This window comes from Aliidiomarina sp. (genome assembly GCF_022565475.1).
Taxonomy (GTDB): Bacteria; Pseudomonadota; Gammaproteobacteria; order Enterobacterales; family Alteromonadaceae; genus Aliidiomarina.
Genome location: NZ_JAIUMR010000001.1, coordinates 148,296 through 173,804, shown reverse-complemented (window position 1 = coordinate 173,804; position 25,509 = coordinate 148,296). Strand labels below are relative to the sequence as shown.

General features: G+C 48.7%; 21 protein-coding genes. 9 read left to right on the top strand and 12 right to left on the bottom strand.

Annotation, left to right across the window (positions count from 1 at the left end; translation table 11 throughout):
* Positions 1–51 precede the first annotated feature (51 nt).
* The gene (locus LAT77_RS00760) at positions 52–3,069 is read left to right on the top strand and encodes a cellulose synthase subunit BcsC-related outer membrane protein (protein WP_290562624.1); all 3,018 of its coding nucleotides are present in this window, start codon (positions 52–54) and stop codon (positions 3,067–3,069) included.
* Positions 3,070–3,310: 241 nt separating this feature from the next.
* On the opposite strand, the gene LAT77_RS00755 is transcribed toward LAT77_RS00760, so the two are convergent.
* The 3 genes from LAT77_RS00755 to LAT77_RS00745 form a co-directional block, all read right to left on the bottom strand.
* Entirely contained in the window at positions 3,311–3,628 is a 318-nt protein-coding gene (locus tag LAT77_RS00755; RefSeq protein ID WP_290562623.1) for a GreA/GreB family elongation factor, read from the bottom strand.
* 369 nt (positions 3,629–3,997) lie between these two features.
* Positions 3,998–5,455, bottom strand: coding sequence for an NADPH cytochrome P450 oxidoreductase family protein (locus tag LAT77_RS00750; RefSeq protein ID WP_290562622.1), 1,458 nt, complete (start codon positions 5,453–5,455; stop codon positions 3,998–4,000).
* A 15-nt stretch (positions 5,456–5,470) separates the two neighbouring features.
* Complete coding sequence (locus tag LAT77_RS00745; RefSeq protein WP_290562621.1) at positions 5,471–6,049, bottom strand: PepSY-associated TM helix domain-containing protein; 579 nt, start codon at positions 6,047–6,049, stop codon at positions 5,471–5,473.
* Between the two features lie 139 nt (positions 6,050–6,188).
* Here LAT77_RS00745 and LAT77_RS00740 point away from each other — a divergent pair, with 139 nt between their 5' ends.
* A complete protein-coding gene (locus tag LAT77_RS00740; RefSeq protein ID WP_290562620.1) occupies positions 6,189–8,006 on the top strand; it encodes a long-chain-acyl-CoA synthetase in 1,818 nt (605 codons plus the stop codon).
* Here LAT77_RS00740 and LAT77_RS00735 read toward each other — a convergent pair.
* Positions 8,003–8,494 (bottom strand): hypothetical protein, encoded by a 492-nt coding sequence (locus tag LAT77_RS00735; RefSeq protein ID WP_290562619.1) that lies wholly within the window; start codon positions 8,492–8,494, stop codon positions 8,003–8,005. The genes LAT77_RS00740 and LAT77_RS00735 overlap by 4 nt on opposite strands.
* A gap of 230 nt (positions 8,495–8,724) precedes the next feature.
* Here LAT77_RS00735 and LAT77_RS00730 point away from each other — a divergent pair, with 230 nt between their 5' ends.
* From LAT77_RS00730 to LAT77_RS00705, 6 genes are all read left to right on the top strand, one after another.
* The gene (locus LAT77_RS00730; RefSeq protein ID WP_290562618.1) at positions 8,725–9,084 is read left to right on the top strand and encodes a DUF6627 family protein; all 360 of its coding nucleotides are present in this window, start codon (positions 8,725–8,727) and stop codon (positions 9,082–9,084) included.
* 69 nt (positions 9,085–9,153) lie between these two features.
* A complete protein-coding gene (locus tag LAT77_RS00725) occupies positions 9,154–10,101 on the top strand; it encodes a PA2778 family cysteine peptidase (RefSeq protein ID WP_290562617.1) in 948 nt (315 codons plus the stop codon).
* Positions 10,102–10,232: 131 nt separating this feature from the next.
* A complete protein-coding gene (locus LAT77_RS00720) occupies positions 10,233–10,661 on the top strand; it encodes a hypothetical protein (protein ID WP_290562616.1) in 429 nt (142 codons plus the stop codon).
* Between the two features lie 110 nt (positions 10,662–10,771).
* The gene (locus tag LAT77_RS00715) at positions 10,772–11,950 is read left to right on the top strand and encodes a murein transglycosylase domain-containing protein (RefSeq protein WP_290562615.1); all 1,179 of its coding nucleotides are present in this window, start codon (positions 10,772–10,774) and stop codon (positions 11,948–11,950) included.
* 142 nt (positions 11,951–12,092) lie between these two features.
* Positions 12,093–13,400, top strand: a complete 1,308-nt coding sequence (guaD, locus tag LAT77_RS00710) for a guanine deaminase (RefSeq protein ID WP_290562614.1) — start codon at positions 12,093–12,095, stop codon at positions 13,398–13,400.
* A gap of 9 nt (positions 13,401–13,409) precedes the next feature.
* On the top strand, positions 13,410–13,835 hold the full coding sequence (locus LAT77_RS00705; RefSeq protein ID WP_290562613.1) for a DUF3010 family protein: 426 nt from the start codon (positions 13,410–13,412) through the stop codon (positions 13,833–13,835).
* Here LAT77_RS00705 and LAT77_RS00700 read toward each other — a convergent pair.
* The 6 genes from LAT77_RS00700 to LAT77_RS00675 form a co-directional block, all read right to left on the bottom strand.
* Positions 13,832–14,431: an ABC-type transport auxiliary lipoprotein family protein gene (locus tag LAT77_RS00700; RefSeq protein ID WP_290562612.1), complete on the bottom strand. Its 600-nt coding sequence runs from the start codon at positions 14,429–14,431 to the stop codon at positions 13,832–13,834. The two genes, LAT77_RS00705 and LAT77_RS00700, sit on opposite strands and share 4 nt — an antisense overlap.
* Complete coding sequence (locus tag LAT77_RS00695; RefSeq protein WP_290562611.1) at positions 14,428–15,357, bottom strand: MlaD family protein; 930 nt, start codon at positions 15,355–15,357, stop codon at positions 14,428–14,430. Before LAT77_RS00695 ends, LAT77_RS00700 begins: the two co-directional genes overlap by 4 nt.
* Before the next feature lies 1 nt (position 15,358).
* Positions 15,359–16,135 (bottom strand): ABC transporter ATP-binding protein, encoded by a 777-nt coding sequence (locus tag LAT77_RS00690; RefSeq protein WP_290562610.1) that lies wholly within the window; start codon positions 16,133–16,135, stop codon positions 15,359–15,361.
* Between the two features lie 3 nt (positions 16,136–16,138).
* Positions 16,139–17,278, bottom strand: a complete 1,140-nt coding sequence (locus LAT77_RS00685) for an ABC transporter permease (RefSeq protein ID WP_290562609.1) — start codon at positions 17,276–17,278, stop codon at positions 16,139–16,141.
* 2 nt (positions 17,279–17,280) lie between these two features.
* Positions 17,281–18,225 carry a 1-phosphofructokinase family hexose kinase gene (locus LAT77_RS00680; protein WP_290562831.1) on the bottom strand — a complete coding sequence of 315 codons (945 nt, stop codon included), beginning with the start codon at positions 18,223–18,225 and terminating at the stop codon, positions 17,281–17,283.
* 173 nt (positions 18,226–18,398) lie between these two features.
* Positions 18,399–20,429 carry a S9 family peptidase gene (locus LAT77_RS00675; RefSeq protein WP_290562608.1) on the bottom strand — a complete coding sequence of 677 codons (2,031 nt, stop codon included), beginning with the start codon at positions 20,427–20,429 and terminating at the stop codon, positions 18,399–18,401.
* 309 nt (positions 20,430–20,738) lie between these two features.
* Here LAT77_RS00675 and LAT77_RS00670 point away from each other — a divergent pair, with 309 nt between their 5' ends.
* Positions 20,739–20,948, top strand: coding sequence for a cold-shock protein (locus LAT77_RS00670; RefSeq protein ID WP_126775947.1), 210 nt, complete (start codon positions 20,739–20,741; stop codon positions 20,946–20,948).
* Between the two features lie 190 nt (positions 20,949–21,138).
* Here the strand turns inward: LAT77_RS00670 and LAT77_RS00665 are convergent, their stop codons facing one another.
* Complete coding sequence (locus LAT77_RS00665; protein ID WP_290562607.1) at positions 21,139–23,049, bottom strand: propionyl-CoA synthetase; 1,911 nt, start codon at positions 23,047–23,049, stop codon at positions 21,139–21,141.
* 168 nt (positions 23,050–23,217) lie between these two features.
* Positions 23,218–25,443 (bottom strand): NADP-dependent isocitrate dehydrogenase, encoded by a 2,226-nt coding sequence (locus LAT77_RS00660; protein WP_290562606.1) that lies wholly within the window; start codon positions 25,441–25,443, stop codon positions 23,218–23,220.
* Positions 25,444–25,509 lie beyond the last annotated feature (66 nt).

Below are 25,509 nucleotides of genomic sequence, written 5' to 3'. Positions count from 1 at the left end.
GTTCGACGGTGGTTCAACGGTTTAATTCTCCTTCTCCTGATGATAGTTAGCGTGGCAGCAAATGAACGCCCACTTGATGGTCAGGCGCAATCGATTCAGTCTGTCGAAGCTCAAATCGTCTATTGGTATGAACGGGGTCGAATGGACCGGGTTGAAGACTTGATTCAACAACTTGAACGAGTGCAACCGAACCACCCGCGCGTGCTTGAGTTGCGCGCGATGATTGCATGGCAGCAGCGTCAAACGGAACAAGCGCGACGGTATTACAATCAATTAGTTGAAAACGCACCAGAGCATCCGGCAACGCGCCGTTTACGCGAGATTGTCGCGCTTGATAGTGAGGCGCAGCAGGCAGTTGGTAATGCTGAACTATTGTATCTTGCCGGCCGTTATGAAGAAGCTGTGGTCGAGTGGCGACTGGCATTTCCACGTGCGCCAGAGAACCTTGATTTGGCTATTCAATATTGGTTTGCACATGCTCGTGCGGGACAAGCCGATGAAGCTGTTGCCGGTTTGACTCAATTACGCCGCGAGCAGCCAAACTCAGTGCGTTTGCAATTGGCCTTAATCGAAGTGCGATTCTTGCAGAATCAACTGACTTCTGATGATTATCAAAACTTAGCCCGCTTGAGTGAAGACGCTGTCTTTGGCGCACAGGCGCGAGCGTTAAGTTTACGAATTATTAATTTTTTTGGAGTCGAAACTGCGTCGGTCAACGATTTCATTGCGGTGCTCGAAGAAAAACATCCGGACCATTTGGAAATCAGCGAAGTGGCGGAACGGTCGCGTCAAGTCGTCGCTGCAACTGCAGAACTGGAATCGGACCCTGCATTTCAGAAGTTACAGCGTGGTTTGACCTACCTTGCTAATGAACAGCCTCTGATGGCTGAACGATGGCTACGCGAGTCTTATCAAGAGCGCCCAGACTCCGTTGCCGCAGTTAGTGGGCTCGGTTATGCGACGATGCGTCAAGGTCGGCATGCTGAGGCACTTGCTTGGTTTCGTCGAGCAGCCAGCATGGAGCCAGAGGTTGAACAGTGGCAACAAATGATTGAAGTGACCACGTTTTGGCGAGACTTTGGTTTGTTCGGTCAACATCTCAATGAAGGTGAATTGCGCCGAGCGCAAATTATGTTTGATCGGCTGCAATCTCACCCCGATGCCGAGAACCAAGTCGATTTAATTGCAAATCTGGACGCACGTTTGCTGCGAGCGCGTGCAATGGCGGCAACCGAACAGGGCGATAACGACAGCGGACATGAATTGTTGCTCGAAGCTTATCGTCGAGAGCCAAGCGACCCCTGGTTGGTTGCGACCTTAGTTCAAAGTCATGAACAGCGGGAAGAGCTGGAATTGGCTGCCCAAAGGTTCGCTGAATTAATTCAACATTATCCCAGTGATGATGCATGGTTTGCCTATAGTTTATATCTTGCCCGCAACGAACGTGATGACGATGCACTTGCGGCTATTTTGCGGGTCTCCGAGAACGCTCGTTCAGAGGCAATGTTAGCCCATCAAGAACGAATACAATCGCGGATTGACGTGCGTGATTTTCGCCAAGATTGGCGTAGATTTTTAGCCAGCAATCCGAATACGCTGGATGACGCTGATACGAGTACTTTAGCGACATATATCTCGACAATGGCGGCCGATGCGCGTGCGTCTGATCGGCAATACTTGCGTGCGATTGAGCAAAATATGACGCGTCTAGATACTGAAAATCAAGCCGAAGGCTATGCCGAGGCGAGTCGCTTCGCCGAAGCTGTTGGTGATCGCAGCTTGGCATACCAATGGGCTGTTCGCGGTATTGAAGTTCAACGTGGAGACAGCGAGTCGACTAGCATATGGGTGAGTCAAGAAAGTGATGACTGGCGCGTACCCGGCTTACAAAGTCGTGCGCGCAATTTAATCTCGAGCTCCGAAAAAGTTTTGTATTTGGGTTATGAGCAACGCCAAAAAAGTGGCACACCAGGTATTACCGAATTAAATTCAAAATCAGTAATGATTGACCTACGGGTTCCTTTCGATAGCCGATCTGGGTATTGGTTCGCAAGGGTTGATCCGATTTGGCTAGACGCGGGGGCTGCGGATCTCGATAACACGTTTTGGCGCAACCGTTTTGGTACAGGGCTTTTGTGTGAAGAGGATTGTCCTGAAGGCATTCAGCCAGTGCGGAAGGATTTCGGTGTCGCAATGGGAGTTGGGGCAGATTACGGCGATTGGTGGTTTGATATTGGTCGCAGCCCCGTCGGCTTCAACCGTAGTGATTGGATCGGTGGGGTTGGCATGCGTCGCAGTCTTGGTGAATTTGGTGTGCGTTTGACTGCTAGTCGGCGTATTCAAACAGCAACACTGATTAGTTTTGCGAGTATTGAGGACCCATTCTCAGACCGCAACTGGGGGGCAGTAACGAAAAATGGTATCGATCTCGGCGCAAGTTGGGACCAAGGCGGCCGTTTTGGTTGGTGGGGAAATACTGGGCTCGACTACTACATGGGCCATCAGGTGGAAGAAAATTGGCGCTGGTATGCCTTTACTGGTGGTTATGTCCGAGCTTACTCGAGTGAACCCTTTGCCGTAACCGTTGGCTTAACGACGCTGTTTTGGGGATTTGATGAAGATTTAAGTGAAACAACCTATGGGCATGGACATTATTATAGTCCCGAGCAATACCGTTCGATCAGTGTGCCAATCACTGTTTTTGGGCGTATTAATCGCTTTTCTTATCTCGTACGTGGATCGCTTGGATATTCATCAACGCGCTTGGGAGAGCAAATATTTTTCCCTACGGATGCGACGCTGCAAGAGATTGCGCAACAGAATCAAGAGGTGACTGGGGTGAGTCCATTTTTCACTGCAGGAACAGGTGGGGGCCGCAGTCACAGTTTAACCGGGGTTTTTGAGTACCAAATCAATCGCCATTGGTATGTTGGCCTGAGAACCGAGTTGATTCGTTCGGATACGTTCGCTCCAAATCAAGGACTCATCTATCTACGTTACCATTTTGGCGGTTATAACCTGCCAGTTGCTCGTCCGCCTGACCCACCGAGCCGATACGTCGATCGATAGCAAGAAGGGCTCCCGACATGGGAGCCCAGTTAGATTTAGTCGCTTTGTTGTTTTTGTTTCTTTTCGCGACGTTTTTCTTTTAAGGTTTTTGTTGCGGGTTTTTTCGCTTTTTCTTTACTCATGATGTTCACCTTTCTAAGTTAAATGCCTTTCTGCGTGGGTTGCGCAGATCGAATTAAACCCAGTGGTTACTTCATGGCGATGGTCCTCCATTGTTATTCGGTTGATTGTGGCAAGATACTTAAAAGTCGCCTCGATGCTGGCGAACACAGGTGATGATCCAATCAAAGTCGCCGTAACTCGTCTTGACACGGACTTCACTGCCTCTGCGTTTACCAAGAATAGCCGCGCCAACAGGCGATAAAAATGAGACACGATTACGTGCAGGCATGCTTTCGTTTGGCTCGACAACTTGAATTTCTAGCGACTCGCTGTAGTCTGTTGCGGTCAGAGTGACAAAGCTCCCTACGGTGACACGAGCATGCAAACGTGACGTCGGTCGGGTTGATGCTTCCAATCGATTTAAAATTGAGGCCAATTGAACCGGATCAAGCAACATACGTTGGCTTGAGTCCTGTAACATTGGATGGGTGTAGCAAATTGAGGTTTTGCAAAACCTGAACATACGTTTCCACGAATGTGACAGCACGGCTTTATCTCCAACCGAACCAAACAAACAAAATGAACAGGGTTTATCGCCGAGCGCAGAATGCGCGCGGCCTTAGACTGGAAAGGTGAGGGCAGTACTCAGAATTGAATAATCGTATTTAAACATGGCTTCCTCAGTGTTGATGAGGACCTATCATAGCCCTTATAAAATAAAAGGCAAGGCCGTAAGACAAAACGAAAATTAAGTAATATCAGTAAGTTATATTATCGGCTCGGAGCCGGAATTATTTTCCTTCCGGCTCCGACCCCGAATGGTGGTTTAGTACAGTTCGCAGCGGATGCGGTTCTGTTGCTTTAAGAGCGCCAAGGTGGCTGAACCAGTGGCTGCTTTGATTTGCTCGAGCACTGCCGCTCCCATAGATTGACCGCCACAAATGTAGATTGTAGCGCCGGCCATTAACCATTGTTGCAAACGTGGGCGGTGGGTTTTCAGGATGTCTTGAACATAACAGCTATGCGGCAGGAGCTCGGTGCAGTCGTTCGCGTCTGGACGGGAAAACACGCGATGTTCATGAACTAACAATCCTTGCTCGCGCAGCACTCTGGTTTCATTGCTGAAAATACTGTCGAACCGGCGCGAGCGCTCGCCAAAAATAAGCCAATTCTGCCCAGCTGAGTGTTGTGCGCGATACTGTAAATGCGCGCGAATACCGGCATAGCCACTGCCAGCGGCAATAAAAATGGCAGGCTTTTCGAGCTCGGACGGGTGAAACGCGATGTTCCTACGAATTTTCAGGTCAATTTGACTGCCCGCATCGATACGCTCAGTCAACCAGCCTGAACCTGCTCCGAGACTTCCATCGGGACCACGCACTTGACGGACAATCAGATCGAGTTGCCCACTTTCTGGAATTGAAGCAATCGAGTAAGTACGAACGCTTCCATCGTTAAGGCCGATATCGACAAGATCGCCAGGCGACCAGTCGAAGGCCTGATCCGATGGTCGATCAAGCGGTTTAAAGCCAAGATGAAAAAGCGGTCGATTATGCATCACTCCCGAATCATTTTCATTCAACCATTGCCGATGCGTTAACCGCCATAAGCATGGCGTTGCTGTTTCCATCAGGCGATTTATTGAGCTGCCAAAATTTTGGCTAAGTTTGCTGCTGAGTCGCCACTGCCAATCAATAATTGTGCTTTGCTGTAACTTGTCGACGCAGGTCAAAGGTAAAATAAACTCGGCACCACTATGGTGTAAGTGATTTTGTAGTGCATGACCAAAAGCGCAAAACTTTGGATAGTTTCGATCACCTAAAGCCAAAACGCAGACTGACAGATTGCGCGGCCAACTTGTGATTGTCTGCAAGCGTTGCCATCCAGCATGAGCCATTGCTGGGGGAGCACCGTCACCGGCGGTGCTGACAATGAAAATCACATCTTGATGCGCAGAGTCTTCTGAAGCAAGGTCAAGTGTAAAAACAAATTCAGTAAAGGAACATAGGCGAGAAAACCCGTCTTTCTGTTGCTGAAGTCCGCAGTGAAGTTGTTCAGCAAGTTGCTGCGCTTGACCACCTTCACTGGCATAGACAATTGAACACGCTGCGGCATTGTTACTGATAACAGAATGGTGTGAGGTATCGATTACGGATAAACGATTGGATGACGGTTGGTTAACCGATCGAACATGATTCATACGTCGATACTGCCACCAAGTAAATGCAAACCAAGTCAATCCTAAGGTCACAAGAATGGCGTGGGTAACGGCAAAATCATGCATAGCAAGTCTCTGAATTTAATGGACGAACAGAAGTAGAATAGCGATGGGGAGCAAAGCGCCTGCGGTAACGAGCGGCCATGTCGACCAGCGTCGTTTGGCGAAGCGATGGAGAAGTAGTAGTCCGGTGACGGTAAAAACGATACAAGCGACTGCGAATAGGTCTAGGAACCATTGCCATGCAATGCCGGTATGCCTCCCTTTGTGTAAATCATTCAAGTAGGCAATCGCTCCGCGTTTTGTGTGTTCATAGTGAATTTCCGCAGTCTCGAAATCAATACTAAGCCAAGCATCACCACCAGGACGCGGTAGACTCACATAAACATCAAAATCACTCCATTCCGCAGATTTTCCGGCTAAGTTGACACCAATGTGTTGGCGAACCCAAATAATAAATTCGGGTGAAAACCGTTGTTCATCGATTTCTGTGAGGAAATAGTCAGGCACGCTCTCGGTGACCACCTCGGTGATGGGCTGTGCTGAAATACGTTGTGCATGATTCAACGTAATACCTGTAATCGCAAACATCAGCATGCCGATTAAACAAAGTGCTGAACTTACCCAATGCCACTGCGCCAGCGTACCGAATTTTCTCACGTGATCGTCTCCAGCTGAATTAGATCCAAATCTTAATCAGAATCATTCTCATTTGCAACAGTGATAGGGAAATTTTGGCTAGCACGGTAAGAAAGTGTTCGCTATGATGTTGGTTACTCAGAGTTTCGATTAGCTTACTATGAACACAAATAATAAGAATATTCATACGCTTGCGGATATTGTTGCTGCTATTTTTAGGTTTCTACCGCGATTGCCACAGTTTCTGTGGTCGAATTTGAAGTTAGCCATGGCGAAAAAGTCAGATATTGGCTCGACCGGCTATTACCTTCAGCAAGCTGCTCGTCTGCGTCCGAGTCAGACCTTCATCGAGTTTGAAGGACGCTCCTATTCGTATGCTGATTTTAATGCGTGGGCGAATCAGTTAGCTCACGCTCTGAAGAGCGCGGGGGTAGGCCAGGGCGACTGCGTTGCTTTAATGTTTGAGAATCGACCGGAATTGCTCGCGTGCGTGTTTGCAGTAAATAAGTTGGGCGCGGTCGCTGGCATGATCAACTACAAGCAGAAAGCAGAAGTTCTTGCGCATAGTTTTGCCACCATTCAACCGAGAGTGCTCATCGTTGGTGAAGAGTGCATTGAGACATTAAAAACGGCGGAGGAGCTGCCGGCGACCATGCAACGGTTTTGCATGCCGGAAAGCAGCTCACAATTGAACACGCCCGAATACCAAGATTTACAGCGAATTAGTGAGCAGTGCAGCAATGAAAATCTTGCCGAAACGAATTCCATCACGCTCAGTGAACAGAGTTTCTTTGTCTTTACATCGGGAACCACGGGTTTGCCGAAAGCGGCGCCGATGACCCATTTGCGTTGGGTTAAGGCAGGTATAGGTTTTGGTCGCATGGCGCTCGGTCTAAAATCGAGCGATAAACTGTATAGTTGCTCACCGCTCTATCACAATACAGCCTTGTCGATTGCCTTGAGTGCTGTTGTGTTAACACGGTCGACCTTAGTTTTAGCACGGAAATTTAGCGCGACACATTTCTGGCAGGAGATCCGCGACAGCGAGAGTACAGCCTTTGTTTATATCGGCGAGATTTGTCGTTATTTATTAAATCAGCCAACAAACCAACGTGATCGTCAGCACAAAGTTCGGGCTGTCCTTGGCAATGGTTTACGTGCCGAAATTTGGGACGCCTTCCAGCAACGTTTTCAAATTGAGCATATTTGCGAACTCTATGGTGCGAGTGAAGGAAATATTGGTTTTGTGAATGCTTTTAACCTTAAACGTACGGTTGGCTTTTCGCCAATGACCTTTGCTATCGTTCAGTTTGATGTTGAGCAGGAGCAACCCATTGTTAACCAACAGGGGGGCTTACAACGCGTTAAAAAGGGAGATGTTGGGCTGTTACTTGCAGAAGTTTCGGAGAAAACGCCTTTCGATGGCTACGCCAATAACCGCGCAGCAAACGAAGCGAAGTTGCTTCGCAATGTATTTAAACCCGGGGATTGCTGGTTCAATACCGGTGATATTGTACGTGATCAAGGCTACCGGCATATTGCTTTCATTGATCGCGTTGGTGATACATTTCGATGGAAGTCAGAGAATGTAGCCACTACTGAAGTAGAGGCGCAATTACAAACGTTCAGCGACATTGTTGAAGCTGTGGTGTATGGAGTTCAGGTTCCGCATGCCGACGGACGGGCGGGTATGGCGTCTTTAGTTGTTGCTCACGCTCAGCGTTTTAATCCAGTCGAGTTTTATCAGCATATTCAGCGAAAACTCCCGGATTATGCAGTCCCACTGTTTGTTCGCTTGCGTGAGTTTCATGAGGTGACCGGTACCTTTAAAATAAAGAAAACTGAGTTAAAACAGCAAGGTTTCCGACCATCGACAGGGAATGAGCAAGTCTATGTGTTGCTCGACCGAGAAAAGGGATACCAACGTTTATCGGCAGACCTTTATCAAGCGATCGAGCAAGGGCGAATTCGTTTTTAAATAATTTCTACACGATAGCTATTTACAGGGCTCGATACCCCAGGCAAAGAGCGCTCTCCTGCTGCGATGATTTTGACGTGGGGGAGGCTGCTCAATTCATTCTTCAATGCCTCGGAAATCACAATGTGATCAGGACTGGCAAGTTCCGCAAGCTCGGATGCAATGACCACGCCTGAGCCGGAAAGGCTTTGTCCCGATCCTTGTGTGTCGCCGAAATGCAAACCAATGCGGACATAAAACGGTTCGTCATCGATCGCTTTCAAGAGACTGACGGCACTCGCCATTGCTGAATCTGGATTTTTAAACGTGGCCATGATTCGTCCGCCAACTTTTTCAACCAATTGCCCCTCAAACTTTTTCGCCAGTTCTGCAACTGTATGTTCTTGGAAAGAAACAGCAGCTTGGGCTTGCGCTTTACTGAGTTCCAACAATCGTTCGTAACGGACAATATTGGTGCAAAGTATCACTTTTCTATGTTCACTGCTCATGAGTTTCTCCTCGGGTATAGCAAATGGATGCATTGACGTATTAAAGCATAGTCAAAATAGTCATATAGGTAAAATTAAGTTGATTGAAAGTATGTTCTAGATCATAGAGTTATCTGCAAAGATTTGACGGACAAGCGGGCGAAACTTGGCGAAAGAATTTCGCAAAGTTTACAGACCTTTCTGCAATTATGGTCTATGTTTATAAGTGACAACCAACATGGAGATTTGTCATGAAAAAAACACTGTTAATTGGAACGACCTTTTTATTGTCTAGTTTTGCGTTTTCAGCAGCTGTTTTACCAACCGCCCAGGCGGATATAGTTTCGACCGCTGACGTTGTTGCTGAGCAACAGTCAGGTTGGAACCGTGCTCAACTAGTTGAGCAATTACATCGTGATGAAGTTCGTGAGCAATTGGTTCGCTATGGCGTTAATCCTGACGATGCAGTCGCACGCGTCGCGGCAATGACAGATGCAGAAGTTATGGAACTCACCGCACATTTGGATGAGTTACCGGCAGGTGCTGGAATTAGCGTCAGTACCACAGTGATTTTAGTCGCTATTATTATCTGGCTCGTATTTTTTAGATAAGCAATGACGGTGATGAACGCTTGTTAAGCGCGAGCTTAGCAAGCGTTTTTCTTTGCTTTAAGGGTTATCATGTTAGCTCATCAACGCTTTTTGTTTTTGTTCTTGACCGTTTATCTAGTCGGTTGCAGTGCTGCTCCTTTTCAATATAAGTCGCTTGATACTGACGCTTGGACGGCAGTTGAATTAAGTGAAACACCGTTTTATCCGCAAGAAGACTATCAATGTGGTCCTGCTGCCTTAGCGACTGTGTTACAAGTTGCCGGCGTTGCAGATGCTACGCCGGAAAGTTTGGTTTCGCAGGTCTACTTACCGGATCGAGAAGGGAGTTTGCAAGCCGAGCTACTGGCAGCAACCCGCCGCGCTGACCGTATTCCGTTTGTGATTCCACGTCGAATGGATGCGTTATTTGCGGAAGTTGCTGCCGGTTATCCGGTGTTGGTTTTGCAGAACCTCGGTTTAGAACGTTGGCCAATCTGGCATTATGCGGTCGTGATTGGATTTGAGCCGGGAAAACAGCAGCTGATCTTGCGCTCTGGAACCACAGAACGTGAAGTGGTTTCGTTACGTGCTTTTGAACGCAGTTGGCGACTTGGCAACTATTGGGCCATGGTTGTGCCACCGATCGGATTCATGCCAGAGTCAGTGCCATCGCTGCACTATTTTGAGGCAGTCGCTGCGGTTGAACAACAAGGCCGCTTGTTGCTGGCTTCCATGGCCTATGCTGCTGGTACTGAACGCTGGCCTGAGGATGCAACCGGGTACATGGGGTTAGGGAGTATTGCTTATCAGCAACACGACTATGCCAATGCTGAAGCGTATTTCTATCGAGCAACTGAATTAAGTCCTTTACAGCCTGCCGGTTTTTTCAATTTAGCGTGGTCGCTGCTCCGTCAAGAGCGAGACATCGAGGCGCTAGCCGCGGCTCAAGTCGCGCAGGAATTAGCTCCTGAACATCCTCGTTATGGTCAGGCTGTTGTATTAATTCGACAGGCCAGCGCCGAGAATCAGGTCAATTAATATGAATGACTAAATGTAATTCTCAGAATGATAAAAGATATTGCAAAGGTGATTAATTTTGCTACACTACGCCCGCAAGCATTGTAGTGACATTCGAGTGTATTCACGAGAACCTGAAGGATTAGTTCATCATGAGCAACCACCATCGACCTATCTTTTTAGTTGCATCAAGTATTTTACTGGTGGCTTGCGGCGCCGGTGATTTTCAGTGTGATAGTGTTGCGGTCGTCAATGACGTAAAACAACAAAGTAAAGCTTTCTTCACAACGCGCCTCATTGCGGAATATCAATCGGGCGTGCAAGCTTGGCCGGTTCGGGACGAGCAAGGAAACATCGACGAGTCCATTGATCTATCAGCGCCGAATGCGCTTGAGCGCTATGCTGCTCAACAAGCTGATTTATTAAAATTTATCTACGGTCGTCAAGCCCATAAAAATTATCTCGACAAAGAGCTCACCTGCATTGGCCGCCTTGAGACACCTGTCGGTGCTCAAGTTCCGCTCAGTTATTTGGTCAAACAAAATGCGTCGGGCTCAATTGCGGTCGAAATACGTCCTTAAAAGCTCAGTAAACGTGTAAGCTAGACTCTTGAATTGCCCTAGAAAATGCGTATGTTAAAGACTTAACTTACGCATATTTGCCTAGACGGAAGCAGTTTGAAGAGGACCACATGACCATTCAACCAAATGCTTTGTCTCGCCTTCTCCGTAGCTGCCTAATGGCTGGACTTGCGCTAACGCTAATGAGTTGCAGTTTATCGCGCAAGGAGTGGCGCTCTATCGTCGAACAGACCGGCGCCCGTGATTACGCCCGAATTATTATTAATGACCGCCTTGAGCCCTATGGCGGCATTGAAGGCTTGAAAAATATCTCGTCAATTCGTGAAATTCTTGAGGTCATTGCAATTATTCTCGAAGATGTCTGGGGCAAAGACAACGAAGAACTGCCGTCAGAAAAGCGTTATGTGAAGTACAGTAATGATTATCTCGCTCGCGCCATTATTGATTTTGAGCAGGGCTATTTGCAGGTTGAGACTATCGACGAAGACGCTCCACGCACCATGTTGCAACAGGCGCTTATCTTAACCTTATTGACGCCAAAAGATCTCACCGTTGAAGACATCTTTACCGACCAGCAGCCGCAACTGGGCGATGAACCGTTCTTGTATCAACAAATTCTCGACCACGATGGCGAACCGATTCGCTACGAGTGGCGTGCTGAACGTTTTGCGCAGTTCTTGATTAACAACCAGTTCCGTCAACGCCGCAGTGATGGTCGGCTGATTAGCTCAGTTCGCGTCAGTTTAGTCGATAATCATTTGCATCTCAGGCAACTCCAGTACTCCGATTCCGTCCTACGTTACGCTAATCAATATCGCATTCCGCCGACACTGGTGTACGCAGTGATCGAGGTGGAAAGTAGCTTTAATCCCTACGCGGTGAGCCATGCCAATGCGCTTGGCTTAATGCAAATTGTGCAAGCGACGGCGGGCCGAGATGTCTATGAGCGAGTGAAAGGTTTACCGGGGGAGCCAACTCGGGAAAACTTATTTAAACCGGATTACAACATTGATATCGGCAGTGCCTATCTGTACTTGCTTGATGATGTGTATCTGAACCAAATAGCCGATCCACTCAGTCGTCAATATGCCAAAATTGCTGGCTACAATGGTGGATCGGGTAACGTGTTTCGGGCATTTTCAAGCAATCGTGACGAAGCTTTGCGACGAATTAATAGTATGACGCCAGAGCAGGTCTATCAGCATTTACTGCGCTATCATCCGTTTGCAGAAACGCGAAATTATTTGCAGAAAGTTCGCGAAGCAGAGTTGCGCTATCGTTCAGCATAGTGAGACAAGGCAATAGAGCCGGTTATCCTGCCTTGCGCGAAAAGGACACAGTGATCGCTATGAAACAGGCATGCTTCCGAGCTTTTCATGTATAATGCGCGGTTCGTTTTGAATTCAAGCTCAATACAGGATTGTTGTTGATATGGGAAAGCGTGGTTTTCGTGCGGCTATTTTGCATTGCTTAGCAGACCCCGCAGTTGCTGGTGACGCGGCGTGGGAATATTTTGCCGATGGTTTACTCGTGGTCGCAGACGGTAAGGTTATTGCCGTGGGTGATTATACCGACTACATGGATTCGAAGCGCATAAACAATAGCGCTGATTTTGAAGTGGTTGACTATCGCGATAAACTGATTGTTCCGGGTTTTATCGACACTCATATTCATTATCCACAAACGGACATGATCGGCGCCTACGGTGCACAATTGCTTGACTGGCTTGAAACCTATACTTTCCCAGAAGAAGCTAAGTTTGCCGACGAAAGCCATGCCCGCGACGTTGCGGAACGCTTTTTAAACGAACTACTACGCAACGGCACGACGACCGCGTTGGTCTTTGGCACTGTCCATCCACAATCGGTTGACGCATTTTTTCAAGCCGCGCAACAACGGCAACTGCGGATGATTGCAGGTAAAGTGTTGATGGATCGTAACGCGCCTGAGAATTTGCGTGATACTGCGGAACAGGGTTACACGGAGAGTAAGGCACTGATTCAACGCTGGCATGGCAAAGACCGTTTATTGTATGCGGTTACGCCGCGCTTTGCACCGACCAGCAGTCGCGAGCAATTGGACAAAGCAGGGGAGTTACTGCAAGAATTCCCAGACGTGTATCTTCATACTCATTTGGCCGAAAACGAAGCGGAAATTGCCTGGGTCGCTGACTTGTTCCCAGAAAGTGAAAATTATTTAGACGTTTACGAGCATTCAGGGTTACTTGGCCAGCGCAGCGTGTTTGCCCATGGCGTCCATCTGTGTGAGACCAGTTGTGAACGATTAGCCGCGACCGACTCGGTGGTTGCTCATTGTCCGACCTCGAATCTATTTTTAGGCTCGGGATTGTTTCCTTTGCGGCGATTGCAAGCGCATGGCATTCGCGTGGGTTTAGGCACAGACGTCGGTGCGGGTACGAGTTTTTCGATGCTGCAAACTATGGGTGAAGCCTATAAAGTGCAACAGCTTCAAGGACAAAGTTTACCAGCGCTCGAGGCGCTTTATTTAGCCACATTAGGTGGTGCTAAGGCGCTTTCGCTTGATCACTGTATTGGTAATTTCGATCTTGGTAAAGAAGCTGATTTTGTCGTCCTCGACTTAGCGGCCACACCATTATTGGCAAGCCGGACAGCACAGTGCAAAACGATACAGGAAACACTTTTCGTATTAAACACATTGGCCGATGATCGCGCCGTCGCCGCCACCTATATTCTTGGTGAGCAGGCCCAATTTAATTAAGGAGCAAGCATGCGTGTGTGTGGTGTAGAAATTAAAAGTAATGAAGCGATTTTTGTTCTCATGGACATGGACGACGGACTAGTTGGTCTGCCAGATTGCCGTACCGTGCGCTTACAGTTGACGAAAGATAACGTGCAAGAGCAGATACAGAAGTTTCATTTTACGCTGCAAAAACTTATGACCGATTACAAGGTGCAGCATATCGTCATTAAAGAGCGCCCGCAGAAAGGTAAATTTGCCGGCGCTGCGGTGGGCTTTAAAATCGAAACCGTATTGCAGTTGCTCGACAACGTCCAGACTCACATTTTAAATGGCACGGAACAGAAGGAAATCCTCAAGCGTAATCCACTTGCAGTAGACTACGCTGACACTGGACTAAAAGGCTTTCAACAAAATGCTTTTATGACCGCTTATGCATTTGTGATGAAACGCTAACCGTTCTCATAGGTGAGCAGCCAAGCAACCAGATCGGTATAGACGGATTGGGTGGCTTGGCTGAGCGCCGCAACTGCCGCCGCGCTTGAATTGCCAGTGACGGCTACGCGGGCATCAAAGCGTTGTTGTGCGCTGACACTCCGACCGGTCAAATTGATGAGCCGTGCATCAAATTGAACCACTGCATAAGCGCGCCCTTCATGGCTTTCAATGTGGAAGTTACGCAAAGTACCCGTAAGCTCGACATCGGCAGCGACATTGTCGACATCACTACTGAGCTGAGCAAAGCCTGGATGTTGCGACAAAGCGTCGGTCAGCCAATCGCGCCAGAGTATCGGTATCGCAGAACTCCAACGTGTGCCTGAATAAGTAGAGAAACTTTGATCCGCATGGAGCCGTAACACGCGATTACCCGCCAATAAATCGGTGACTAACGGGCGGCTCACACGCAATGCTGCGGGGAATTCCTGAGGACTATCGATGGCAGCGGTTGCCACGGGATGGAGACGGTACACCTCAACGGTTTCGGCTTCGGGCAGCACAGTACAGGCACTCAGCCAGCTAACACTTAGTAGCGCAATTAGAGCGAGTCTCATGGCTTATACTCCTTTAGTTGTTCGCGGCCTAACAGATAACCTGCCGGATCTTGGTCAATTTGTAACAAAATCATATTCACCGTGTGAATGGTATTGCGCAATTCCCGAATGACAGGACCAATTTCCGCGACGCCATCGAGTCCGGAGGCGACGGACTCTTCATGCTTAGCAACGAGCGTTTCGACGCGCTGACTCATCTCGGCGAGGCTTTGCATTGCCGCAGCAGCATTCGCCATGATTGGCTCACTTTGGCCGAGAATATTGTCATCAAAACGCTGCAGCGTTTGGGTGAGTTGTGCGCTCGTGGTGTTCAAATTAGCCATTAAGGCACTCAAGTCTGCACCTAAGCTATCGCTCTGTTGTGCCAACGAACCACTCAGTTGATCGAGATTGGATAAAATATTGGCAATGCGTTCACTGTTCTCTTCGGAGACAATATTCGCTGCGTTATTGAGGAAACTGTTTAGGTTTACCAGTAGCTCCTCACTACTAACCCTAAGTCGGGTAAATGGACTAGGCTCGGCGACAAGAACGGCAATCCCTCGGCTGTTATACACGTGTTCATGCACACGCTCGTCATTCACATAAAGGTCGATTGCAGTGGCACCAGTCACATTGAGTAATGCTAATCGTGCCGAGGTGCTCGGTGCAATAGGTACCTGATTATCCACAAAAATGCGCACCCGAACTTGATTCGGATCGCTTGGATCAAGCTGTAAGCTTGCCACTTCGCCAATTCGAATGCCATTAAACTGCACTGGGCTGCCAACGGACAGCCCAGAGACGCCATCGTTAAATACGACTTCATACTCGACGACAGCACGCTCGCTGCCAGCCTTGGTGAGCCACAGTGTGAAAAACACGGCAGCAACAAGGGCAACGACAGTAAATAAGCCAACAAAGAGATGGTGCGCACGGGTTTCCATGTTAATCCTCCTGGTGCAAACGAGTTTGCGCCTGTATTGCTGCACGACCGCGAGGGCCGTGGAAATAGTCTTGAATCCACGGGTGATCATAGTCCACCACATTCGCCAAGGGTTCGGCGATAATCACACGTTTCTCAGCGAGCACGGCAACACGGTCACAACTGCTATAAAGAGTGTCGAGGTCGTGGGTGACGAGAAAAACCGTGAGGTCAAGTGCGTCACGCAAAGTAACCAATAATTTATCAAAGGCTGCAGCGCCTATGGGATCTAACCCAGCTGTGGGCTCATCGAGGAAAAGTACTGCCGGGTCGAGCGCTAATGCTCGTGCTAACGCGGCACGTTTAATCATACCGCCTGAAAGTTCAGCTGGATATAGGTCAGCTGCGTGCGCTGGTAATCCTGTTAAGGCAATTTTCATGCGCGCTAACAAAGCGGCGTCGCGACGGCTAAACTTTGCATGCTCGATCAAGGGCACGCTAATATTTTCAGCGACTGTCATGGAAGAGTACAAGGCGCCCGACTGAAACAATACCCCAGTTTGCTTTTCCAATTGCGACTTTTTGATGTCACGGACATTATTACCGAGTAGTTCGACAGTCCCAGCTGCTGGGGTTTGTAAACCAATGATACTGCGCAGTAGAACGGACTTGCCAGAACCGGAACCACCGACGACACCAAGAATTTCGCCCCGGTAAACCTCCAGATCAAGGTTGTCATGCACGACGTGGATGCCAAATTGATTGCGTAAACCCTGAATACGAATGATCGGCTGTGTCATGATCTACCACCCCATTTCCATAAAGAAGAGAGCAGCGAGGGCGTCAAATAAAATCACGATGAAGATCGTTTGCACCACACTCGAGGTCGTATGAATACCAACAGACGTGGCACTTTTCCCGACTTTAAAACCCTCTAGACAACCGATAATAGCAATGACAGCAGCAAAGATCGGTGCTTTACTCATACCGACCCAAAAGTGTTTGGCGGGAATCTCTTGAATAATATAAAGAAACTGTGTGCTACTAATGTCGAGAGAGAAGAGGGCGACGCTGGCACCTCCAAGAATACCGAAAATTATGGCAACAAAGGTCAATATCGGTAACATGATCAACAACGCAATGAGACGCGGGATAACGAGCAATTCAATCGGATTTAAACCCTGAACACGCATCGCATCAATTTCCTGATTTACTTTCATGGAGCCAATTTGCGCGGTGTAAGCACTAGCTGTGCGCCCAGCAAGAAGGATTGCCGTCAACAAAACACCGAGCTCGCGCATGAAGCCATACGCCACAAGGTCAACGGTATAAATAGTGGCACCAAAATCTTGTAAAACCGTTGCGCCAAGAAAAGCCACCACTGCACCCACCAAGAAGGTCAGTAAGGCAATTATCGGTACAGCGTGAACGCCGGAGTGCTGCATGTGATACACCAAGGATGTAACACGCCAACGCCATGGCCGCAGCAATACACTGAGGAAAGTAATCAGAGTTAATCCAATAAAGCCGAATAAACTATTGCTGTGTTCGACTTGGCGCAGAACTTGCTCGCCTAATTTCGCAATGCCATCACCGAGGCGATACGGCTTGGGCTGCGGCGGTGCGTCTTTGGTTAGTGACGCACTAACAGTGAGCATCAGCGCCTGTTGTTGTGGGGATAAATTGGCGTTCGCTTGAATTGCAGTGCTGAGTTGGTCGTGGTCGAAAAAATAATGCAGCAGGCTGGCACCACTGCTGTCGATAACGTCGAGTTCACTGGTGTCCAGCTTCTGCAGTGGTTGCTGTTTGGCACTGTCGGCGTTTTTGGCGTGAAAGAACTGCAACATGGCCTTCAATAATTGTGGATACGCCTCGACCGTCCATTTACCACGCAAGCACAAGACCTGGTCTTCATAATGGTAAGTGAAAGACGCCATCGTCATGATTATGACTCCACCTGTGGCGTATCGGTTTGCGCATAAACCTCAGCAAGTTTGGCAAAATCAGTAAGTTGGTTGCCTTCAGTTTGTACCTTTGTACTTGCGGCCGCAACGCCATAACGGAAGGCTTCACGTAATGAAGTGCCGCGCTGTAAATGAAAAACCAGTGCGGACACAAAACTGTCACCGGCGCCAACATGGCTAACGATCGGGCTCGGTGGCGGCATAAAATAATAATGCTCGCCTTGCTTACTGCAGAGCAGCGCACCACCGCGAGCGAGAGTCACGATTAACACATCGACTGCGCCCTTAGTCACTTCGTCTTGCATTTGCTGTCTTAACGCTTCAATTGGCGCATCGGTAGGGTAGCCAAGTTCGGCAAATTCATAACGGTTTAATTTAGCTAAATAAGCGCCACGGTATAAAGCGCCACGGAGCGCGCGGCCTGAGCTATCAAGCACCACTTTCGTGCCTTGTGCGTTGGCCGCTTGTGTTAAATCGCCATAAAAATCATCCGGAACTGATGCCGGAATACTGCCGCTTAACACTAAGTATTCTGGCGTCGGCTTTTGCTCAAGAATGGCTTGTTGGCAGGCAGATAACTCTGCAGCGGATAAATCGGGGCCAGGAAAGACGAAATGATGCATCGCCCCCGTACTGCGTTCGGTAATGGCAAAATTTTGCCGAGTTTCACTGGCTACGGGAACGGCTTGAAATCGGCAGCCGTCTTGCTGGAGTAGCTGTTTAAGACGCTCACCATTGAGGCCTCCAGCAGGAAACACAACTAAGGTGTTGGTTCCTAAACGTTGTATATTCCGAGCAACGTTAATGCCACCACCACCGGGCTCTTCGAGCGCTTTGTCACAGCGACTTTTACTGTCAGCGTGGATCGTTTCCGTGACCGCGAAAAGATCGACTGCCGGATTCATCGTCACACTCACAATTGGCACATCCAGCAAAGCGAGCTCCTTGATTTCAGTAAGATTCTGATAAATATACTAGCTTGCTTTGGCGCCAGAGTGTAGTCATCTGAGCGTATAGATTGGATAAAGAAAAAGCGCCGCGAGTTTAGCCGCGGCGCTTGGTTCGATTTAATTCTTGGCTATCAGCGGCCAAATATGGCTTAGCGAGCACCGGGTTGAGCAAATTTGCCCATCCAATCCTTCACTTCGTTGTACCAGTAAATCGAGTTATTTGGCTTTAAGATCCAGTGGTTTTCGTCGGGGAAATAGATCATCCGAGACTCGATACCACGGCTGCGTAGGGTGCGGAAAATCTCGAATCCCTGACCGACAGGGACACGGTAATCGAGTTGACCATGGCTGACCAGTGCTGGGGTATTAAAGTTTTCCGCGTAATAGTGTGGAGAAATCTTTTTGTAGATTTCTGGGTTCTCCCAATAGCCACCGAAGCGATCTGCGTGAACAGCAAAGTCGGCCGACATTTGAGAGTACATGTTGTAAACCGGCGCATGGATCAACAAGGCATTAAACGGATGATCATGGCTGAGCAAAATAGAACTTAAATAACCACCGTAACTCGCACCACCAGCGACCATGCGGTCATTATCAATCCAGTCCTTCTCCATGAACCATTCCGCTGCCGCAATTGTGTCAGCGTAAGGTGCAGTTAACCAGTCTGGGTTGATATAGTCGGTAAACTCTTGACCAAAGCCGCTTGAGCCGTGGAAATTATGCCACGCCGTGACATATCCCCAAGAGGCGAACGTTTGCGCATTCCAACGATAATGAAAACCGTCGGTGATAGCGCTGTGGGGACCACCGTGAATAAGTAAGAACAATGGATATTGTTTACTGTCGTCAAATCCAGGAGGGTAGTGCACCCACATCTGGATTTCTTGCCCGTTATAGCCCTCGTAGGTGACTGACTCATAGTGGCCTAAATCGACATCAGCGAGCAATTCGTCATTGCGCGTATCTAAGCGCGTAACATCGCCGCTCTCTGCATCGATGCGAACCAGCTGCGCAGGGTATAAGAAACTCTCATTCGTGCCCACCAAGGTACCGTTATTGGCAATACTAAGCCCACCAAAGTTGGTGGCGCCGGTAATTGCGCGCGTCGCGCCGGAATTGGCATCGATATGGTAAACCCGAACTGTACCTGCGTCATCAATTGAACCGAAAAAGCCCTGGCTATCAGGAGTCCAGACGAGACCGCTCACTGAGCGGTCAAAATCTGCGGTAATTTCCCGCTCATGACCTGTTTCGAGGTCATGTAATATCAAGTTAGTTTGGTCAGCATAAAATCCAACGATACGTTGACGGGTAAATGCCAATGTGTTTCCGTCAGGGCTAAACATGGGGTTGGCATCAGGCGCGGCATTGTCGACGGTAAGGTTGCGCGCTTGGTCACTACCAACTTCAGCGAGGAACAAGTCAATTTTAGGTACGACACCGTCCGCTGTATCACTGGTAAATGCAATCCAATTACCATCCGGATGAACGTGAAAAGCACCGATACCTTTCATCGGATTGGCGAGCAATTTTGCCGTAACCGCCTCGACTTCGCCGCCTTTAGCTGGAATCCGGAAGACGTGAGTCGCTCGCTCCTCGTCTAACCAACGGTCAAATGACGCGTACGGCAGATCGGTCCACTTGTGCGCGGATACTTTACGATTCTTTTGTGCGGTCAATTGTTCTGACATTTGCTCCCAAGTCTTCTCCGGCCAGACGCTGCTCATGAAATAAATGTAGTCGCCAGCCCACTGAATATTGCTCACTCCGGTCGGAACAGAGGTAAGCCGAGTCGCTTCACCGGGACCGTCCATGGGTAAGAGGTAGACTTGACCGGCGTCGTCTTTATCCCGCTGTGAAATGAACGCAAGCGTTTCTCCATTGGGGGAAAATGTAGCATTACTGGCGCGCAATCCAGCAGCAGTTAACGCGCGTTGCTCGCCGTGCTCAGGGTGATACAACCATAATTGCGACTGACCGCGGTCGGTGTCGAGATCATAGCGTGTAATAGGTACGACAATTTGCTGGCCATTCGGACTAATGACCGGACTCCCAATCCGTTCAATCTCCCAAATCAGCTCAGCAGATAACAGTTTCTGCTCCGTTTGTGCTTGAATCGCCGGTGCCACGAATAAGCTCGCAGCGACCAAGCACAAGGCTAGTCCAGCGTATTTTCGCATGGTGTTCTCCTCGTTATATCAATGAAGTGGCATTATCATGTTCATTCGTTGCCAAAAAAGCAAAGTTTTTTCATGGATTACAAAAGTTTCGGTATCTTTTCTGTGCAGTTGCTGTATAGTGTTGGTCAATGCACGAAAAGTACAATTTAATGCTCCACACGTTGTATTAAGCCATAAGCTCAACATCGTCCTGTAGTTTTTAAGTTTCAGTTTATTTTTCCAGCATGCCCCGCGTTTGGTCTTTATCAGCACCCTTCGGTGCCGAAAAGTAAAGCGCACATTTATTTTTTAAAATTTCAGGATAAGATTATGTCTAATACAATTACTGGTACTGTTAAGTGGTTCAACGAGTCTAAAGGCTTTGGTTTCATCGAGCGCGAAGGCGGTCCAGATGTATTCGCTCACTTCAGTGCTATTCAAGGCAACGGTTTCAAAACCTTAGCTGAAGGCCAAAAAGTTTCTTTCACTGTTACCCAGGGCCAAAAAGGTCCTCAAGCTGAGAACATCGTAGCTTTATAAGTGCTTATGCAGCCAGCTGAGAAGCAGCGCTGATAAACATTTTAACTACGTAGCTCTGCTACAGTGATTCGGAAAAGGCAACTTTTTATAAAGTTGCCTTTTTTTAATGGCTAAATTTAATCAGTCGATTTGCTGCGAGCGTTATGCAGGACAGCAAAGCAGCTAGATATTAAACCCAACTGCCCAAGGATTACTTCGAGCGCTTCGCTAGTGCTTCCGCGATTTCGTTGAGGCTGTCTGGATCATCGATCGTCGACGGCGTTTGGTAGGGTTGGTCGTCTGCAATTTGCCGAACTATTTTACGTAGTATCTTTCCAGAACGGGTTTTGGGTAAACGTTTAACAACCACGACCGTTTTAAAACATGCCAACGCACCGATTTCTTCGCGCACGACAGCGACCAGCTCCTTTTCAAGTTGCTCTGCACTGAGTTCCACGCCATTTTTCATGATGACCAGCCCAAGTGGCTGCTGACCTTTCAAGCTATCTTGCGCGCCAATGACGCAACATTCAGCAACGGCAGGGTGGCTGGCAACGACCTCTTCCATTTCGCCCGTCGACAAGCGATGGCCAGCGACATTGATCACGTCATCCGTGCGCCCCATAATGAACACGTAGCCATCTTCGTCAATATAACCGCCATCGCCACTACTGTAATAGCCAGGGAATTGCTGTAAATAACTGCTACGAAAGCGCTCTGAGCTTTGCCAGATGCCGGCCAGGCAGCCGGGAGGTAAGGGCAGCTGAATGACAATATTACCTTGTTGGTTTGCCAATACGGGCTCGCCTAGGTCATCAAGTACCTGCACTTGATAGCCCGGCACCGGCACAGAGGACGAGCCGACTTTTGTCGTTAGTGCTTCAATTCCAGTCGGGTTAGCACAGATCGGCCAGCCGCTTTCAGTTTGCCACCAGTGATCGACGACCGGCTTGCCACTGACAGCCTGCGCCCATTCATAGGTAGCAGGATCAAGACGTTCGCCCGCCATGAATATAGTCTCGACACTGCTCAAGTCATAGTGCTTGAGAAACTCACCATTCGGATCTTCTTTGCGGATTGCTCGGAATGCGGTGGGTGCGGCAAAAATCACCTTGGCTTGGTATTGTTCGGCAATGCGCCAAAACGCGCCAGCGTCCGGCGTAAATACCGGTTTTCCTTCGTATAGAACGGTACTACATCCGAGCAGCAGTGGGCCGTAGACGATATAACTATGACCCACAACCCAACCGACGTCGGATGCGGTAAACATGGTATCACCAGGCTTTAAGTTATAGACAGCTTGCATACTGAAGTGTAGGGCGGTTGCATAACCACCGCTATCGCGGACGACGCCCTTTGGCTTACCTGTGGTGCCAGATGTATATAAAATGTACAGCGGATCGGTGCTCTTAACCGCGACCGGTGCGACCGGCTGCGCTGAGCGCATTTCGGTTTGCCAATCAAAATCAAAGCCTGCTTGCAGTTCAAGTGTTACTTGCTTGTCAGCCGGCACGTGTTGCCGCTGATAAATAATACTCGCTTGTGGTTTGAATTCGGCTTTTTCAATGGCTTTGTCGAGCAGGGGTTTATACGGCACCAAGCGATGAGGCTCAATACCGTGCGACGCAGAGACCACGACTTTCGGCTGCGCGTCGTCAATGCGCACTGCCAGTTCATGAGCGGCAAAGCCACCAAACACCACCGAATGAATTGCGCCTAAACGCGCCACTGCCAGCATAGCAATTGCGGCTTGGGGAATCATCGGCATATAAATGACCACGCGATCACCTTTGCTGACGCCGTGTTTCTGCAATACACCGGCAAAACGAGCGACTTCATCACGCAGCTGCGTATAGGTATAAGCAGTTTGTGTTCCAGTTACCGGTGAGTCGTAATAAATGGCGACTTGATCACCGCGACCGTGCTCAATATGGTAATCAAGGGTCAGGTAGCTCAAATTCAGCTCGCCATCAGCAAACCATTGATAGCTTGCTAGGTCGTCACTATCGGTGTAAGTGAGAATCTGACTTGGCTGTTGATACCAAGCGAGCTTACTGGCTTGCCGACGCCAGTACTGCTCAGGATTCCCAATCGACTCTTGATGCTGCAGTTGGTAACTCATAATCGTCCTCGTTGTCGCCTATTTTCGTTGTTATAGGCATACTTTAGTCGGATTCTCCGGGAATACTATTCGACTTTAGGCGAGGACAGTAGCCATTAAAAAAGCCCAATGTTGCAACATTGGGCTTTGAGGTTGTTTGTAACGATCTATTGACCGCTAAACCGACACTTATAAGCTGGCGAGTGTGTCGTTAAGTAACTGACACGGACGCATCGCTTTGCTGACTAGCTCTGGATTTGGCTGGTAATAACCACCGATTTCTACCGCCACGCCTTGAACGTCGTTCAGCTCTTTAACAATCGCTTCTTCATTGGCAGTTAAGGCTTCTGCAAGTTTGGCAAAACGCTGCTGCAATTCAGCATCATCGGTTTGCGCTGCAAGCGCTTCTGCCCAGTACATACCGAGATAGAAGTGGCTGCCGCGGTTGTCAATTTCACCGGCTTTACGCGACGGTGACTTATTCGTCTCAAGGAACTTCGCTGTTGCACTGTCGAGGGTATTGGCTAAAACCTGTGCACGCACGTTGCCAGTGACTTGGCTCAGGTGCTCAAGAGATGCAGCTAACGCTAAGAACTCACCGAGGGAATCCCAGCGTAAGTGGTTTTCTTCAACAAACTGCTGTACGTGTTTCGGTGCTGAACCACCTGCGCCGGTTTCGAATAAACCACCACCATTCATGAGTGGCACGATAGACAGCATTTTCGCTGAGGTACCAAGCTCTAAAATTGGGAACAAGTCGGTGAGGTAGTCACGCAAAACGTTACCGGTAACAGAAATGGTGTCTTCGCCATTTTTCATACGCGCTAACGAGAAACGTGTCGCATCAACGGGCGCCATGATGTGCAGCTCGATACCGCTGGTGTCATGCTCTTTTAAGTACGTTTCAACTTTCTTAATGAGTTCGGCGTCGTGAGCACGGTTCTTGTCTAACCAGAACACCGCTGGCATGCCGCTCAACGTGGCGCGGTTGACTGCCAGTTTGACCCAGTCGCGAATGGGTGCGTCTTTCACTTGGCACATGCGCCAAATATCACCTTTCTCGACAGCGTGTTCGAAGATAACTTCATTGTTGCTGTTCAGAACCTTAACGGTACCATTCGCAGGAATCTCGAAAGTCTTGTCGTGCGAACCATATTCTTCAGCTTTCTGTGCCATCAGACCAACGTTTGGAATAGTGCCCATGGTCGACGGATCAAAGGCGCCGTGCTCTTTACAGAAGTTGATGGTTTCTTGGTACACGCCTGCGTAGCAACGATCTGGAATCATCGCCAGGGTATCTTGTTGACCACCAGCTGGATCCCACATCTTGCCGCCGTCACGAATCATTGCTGGCATGGAAGCATCAATGATGATGTCGCTAGGAACATGCAGGTTTGTAATTCCTTTGTCTGAGTTCACCATAGCGAGCTCAGCTTGTTTTTTGTATGTCGCTTCAATATCCGCTTCAACAGCAGCGCGTTGGTCGGCTGGTAGTTCGGCGATTTTAGCCAACACATCACCAAAACCATTGGTTGCATCGACACCAAGTTCACGGAACAGGTCTGCATGCTTGGCAAAGACATCTTTGAAGAACACTTTGACGGCATGGCCAAATAGAATTGGGTCAGAGACCTTCATCATGGTCGCTTTCAAATGCAGCGACAATAATACGCCTTCTTCTTTTGCCTTTGCTGTTTCGGCAGCGAAGAACGCTTGTAATTTAGCTGCGCTCATAGTCGCCGCGTCAACAACTTCACCCGCTAAAACTTTAATGCCGTCTTTCAGAACGGTTTGGTCTGCCGGTGTATTTAAAACGATTTTTAAGGTGTCGGCTGCTGCAAACGTGGTTGATTGCTCAGAGCCATAGAAGTCACCGTCCTGCATGTGAGCAACACGGGTTTTTGAATCAGCAGACCACTTACCCATGCGGTGTGGGTGCTTTTTCGCATAGTTCTTCACTGATGTTGGCGCACGACGGTCAGAGTTACCTTCACGCAGAACCGGGTTTACGGCACTGCCTTTGATCTTGTCGTAACGCGCTTTCACGTCTTTCTCTTCGTCGTTCTTTGGTTCGTATGGATAATCTGGCAGCGCGTAACCTTGGGCTTGCAATTCTTTGATTGCTGCCACAAGCTGAGGAATAGAAGCACTGATATTTGGCAGCTTAATAATATTCGCTTCTGGCGTTTTCGCCATTTCGCCAAGCTCAGCTAATGCGTCGCTAATCCGTTGTTCTTCCTTTAGGTATTCTGGGAAGTTAGCAATAATACGACCAGCAAGAGAAATATCACGGGTTTCAACCGAAATACCGGCGGCTTTAGTAAAGGCCTGAATAATTGGCAGTAAAGAATAGGTGGCCAAACGTGGCGCTTCGTCGGTTTCGGTATAAATAATCGTTGATTTATCAGTCGACATTGTCATTCCTATTGGTTAGATCACCGTTGCAAATGTGCTGCAATGTGCTGGAAAAGTTCGCGCGAT

What these genes read in the sequence shown, in the direction of transcription:
- LAT77_RS00755 (WP_290562623.1), bottom strand. Translation starts at nt 3,628, where the DNA reads ATGTTGCTTGATCCGGTTCAATTGGCCTCAATTTTAAATCGATTGGAA.
- LAT77_RS00750 (WP_290562622.1), bottom strand. Translation starts at nt 5,455, where the DNA reads ATGCATGATTTTGCCGTTACCCACGCCATTCTTGTGACCTTAGGATTG.
- LAT77_RS00740 (WP_290562620.1), top strand. Translation starts at nt 6,189, where the DNA reads ATGAACACAAATAATAAGAATATTCATACGCTTGCGGATATTGTTGCT.
- LAT77_RS00735 (WP_290562619.1), bottom strand. Translation starts at nt 8,494, where the DNA reads ATGAGCAGTGAACATAGAAAAGTGATACTTTGCACCAATATTGTCCGT.
- LAT77_RS00730 (WP_290562618.1), top strand. Translation starts at nt 8,725, where the DNA reads ATGAAAAAAACACTGTTAATTGGAACGACCTTTTTATTGTCTAGTTTT.
- LAT77_RS00725 (WP_290562617.1), top strand. Translation starts at nt 9,154, where the DNA reads ATGTTAGCTCATCAACGCTTTTTGTTTTTGTTCTTGACCGTTTATCTA.
- LAT77_RS00720 (WP_290562616.1), top strand. Translation starts at nt 10,233, where the DNA reads ATGAGCAACCACCATCGACCTATCTTTTTAGTTGCATCAAGTATTTTA.
- LAT77_RS00715 (WP_290562615.1), top strand. Translation starts at nt 10,772, where the DNA reads ATGACCATTCAACCAAATGCTTTGTCTCGCCTTCTCCGTAGCTGCCTA.
- guaD (WP_290562614.1), top strand. Translation starts at nt 12,093, where the DNA reads ATGGGAAAGCGTGGTTTTCGTGCGGCTATTTTGCATTGCTTAGCAGAC.
- LAT77_RS00705 (WP_290562613.1), top strand. Translation starts at nt 13,410, where the DNA reads ATGCGTGTGTGTGGTGTAGAAATTAAAAGTAATGAAGCGATTTTTGTT.
- LAT77_RS00700 (WP_290562612.1), bottom strand. Translation starts at nt 14,431, where the DNA reads ATGAGACTCGCTCTAATTGCGCTACTAAGTGTTAGCTGGCTGAGTGCC.
- LAT77_RS00695 (WP_290562611.1), bottom strand. Translation starts at nt 15,357, where the DNA reads ATGGAAACCCGTGCGCACCATCTCTTTGTTGGCTTATTTACTGTCGTT.
- LAT77_RS00690 (WP_290562610.1), bottom strand. Translation starts at nt 16,135, where the DNA reads ATGACACAGCCGATCATTCGTATTCAGGGTTTACGCAATCAATTTGGC.
- LAT77_RS00685 (WP_290562609.1), bottom strand. Translation starts at nt 17,278, where the DNA reads ATGACGATGGCGTCTTTCACTTACCATTATGAAGACCAGGTCTTGTGC.
- LAT77_RS00675 (WP_290562608.1), bottom strand. Translation starts at nt 20,429, where the DNA reads ATGCGAAAATACGCTGGACTAGCCTTGTGCTTGGTCGCTGCGAGCTTA.
- LAT77_RS00670 (WP_126775947.1), top strand. Translation starts at nt 20,739, where the DNA reads ATGTCTAATACAATTACTGGTACTGTTAAGTGGTTCAACGAGTCTAAA.
- LAT77_RS00665 (WP_290562607.1), bottom strand. Translation starts at nt 23,049, where the DNA reads ATGAGTTACCAACTGCAGCATCAAGAGTCGATTGGGAATCCTGAGCAG.
- LAT77_RS00660 (WP_290562606.1), bottom strand. Translation starts at nt 25,443, where the DNA reads ATGTCGACTGATAAATCAACGATTATTTATACCGAAACCGACGAAGCG.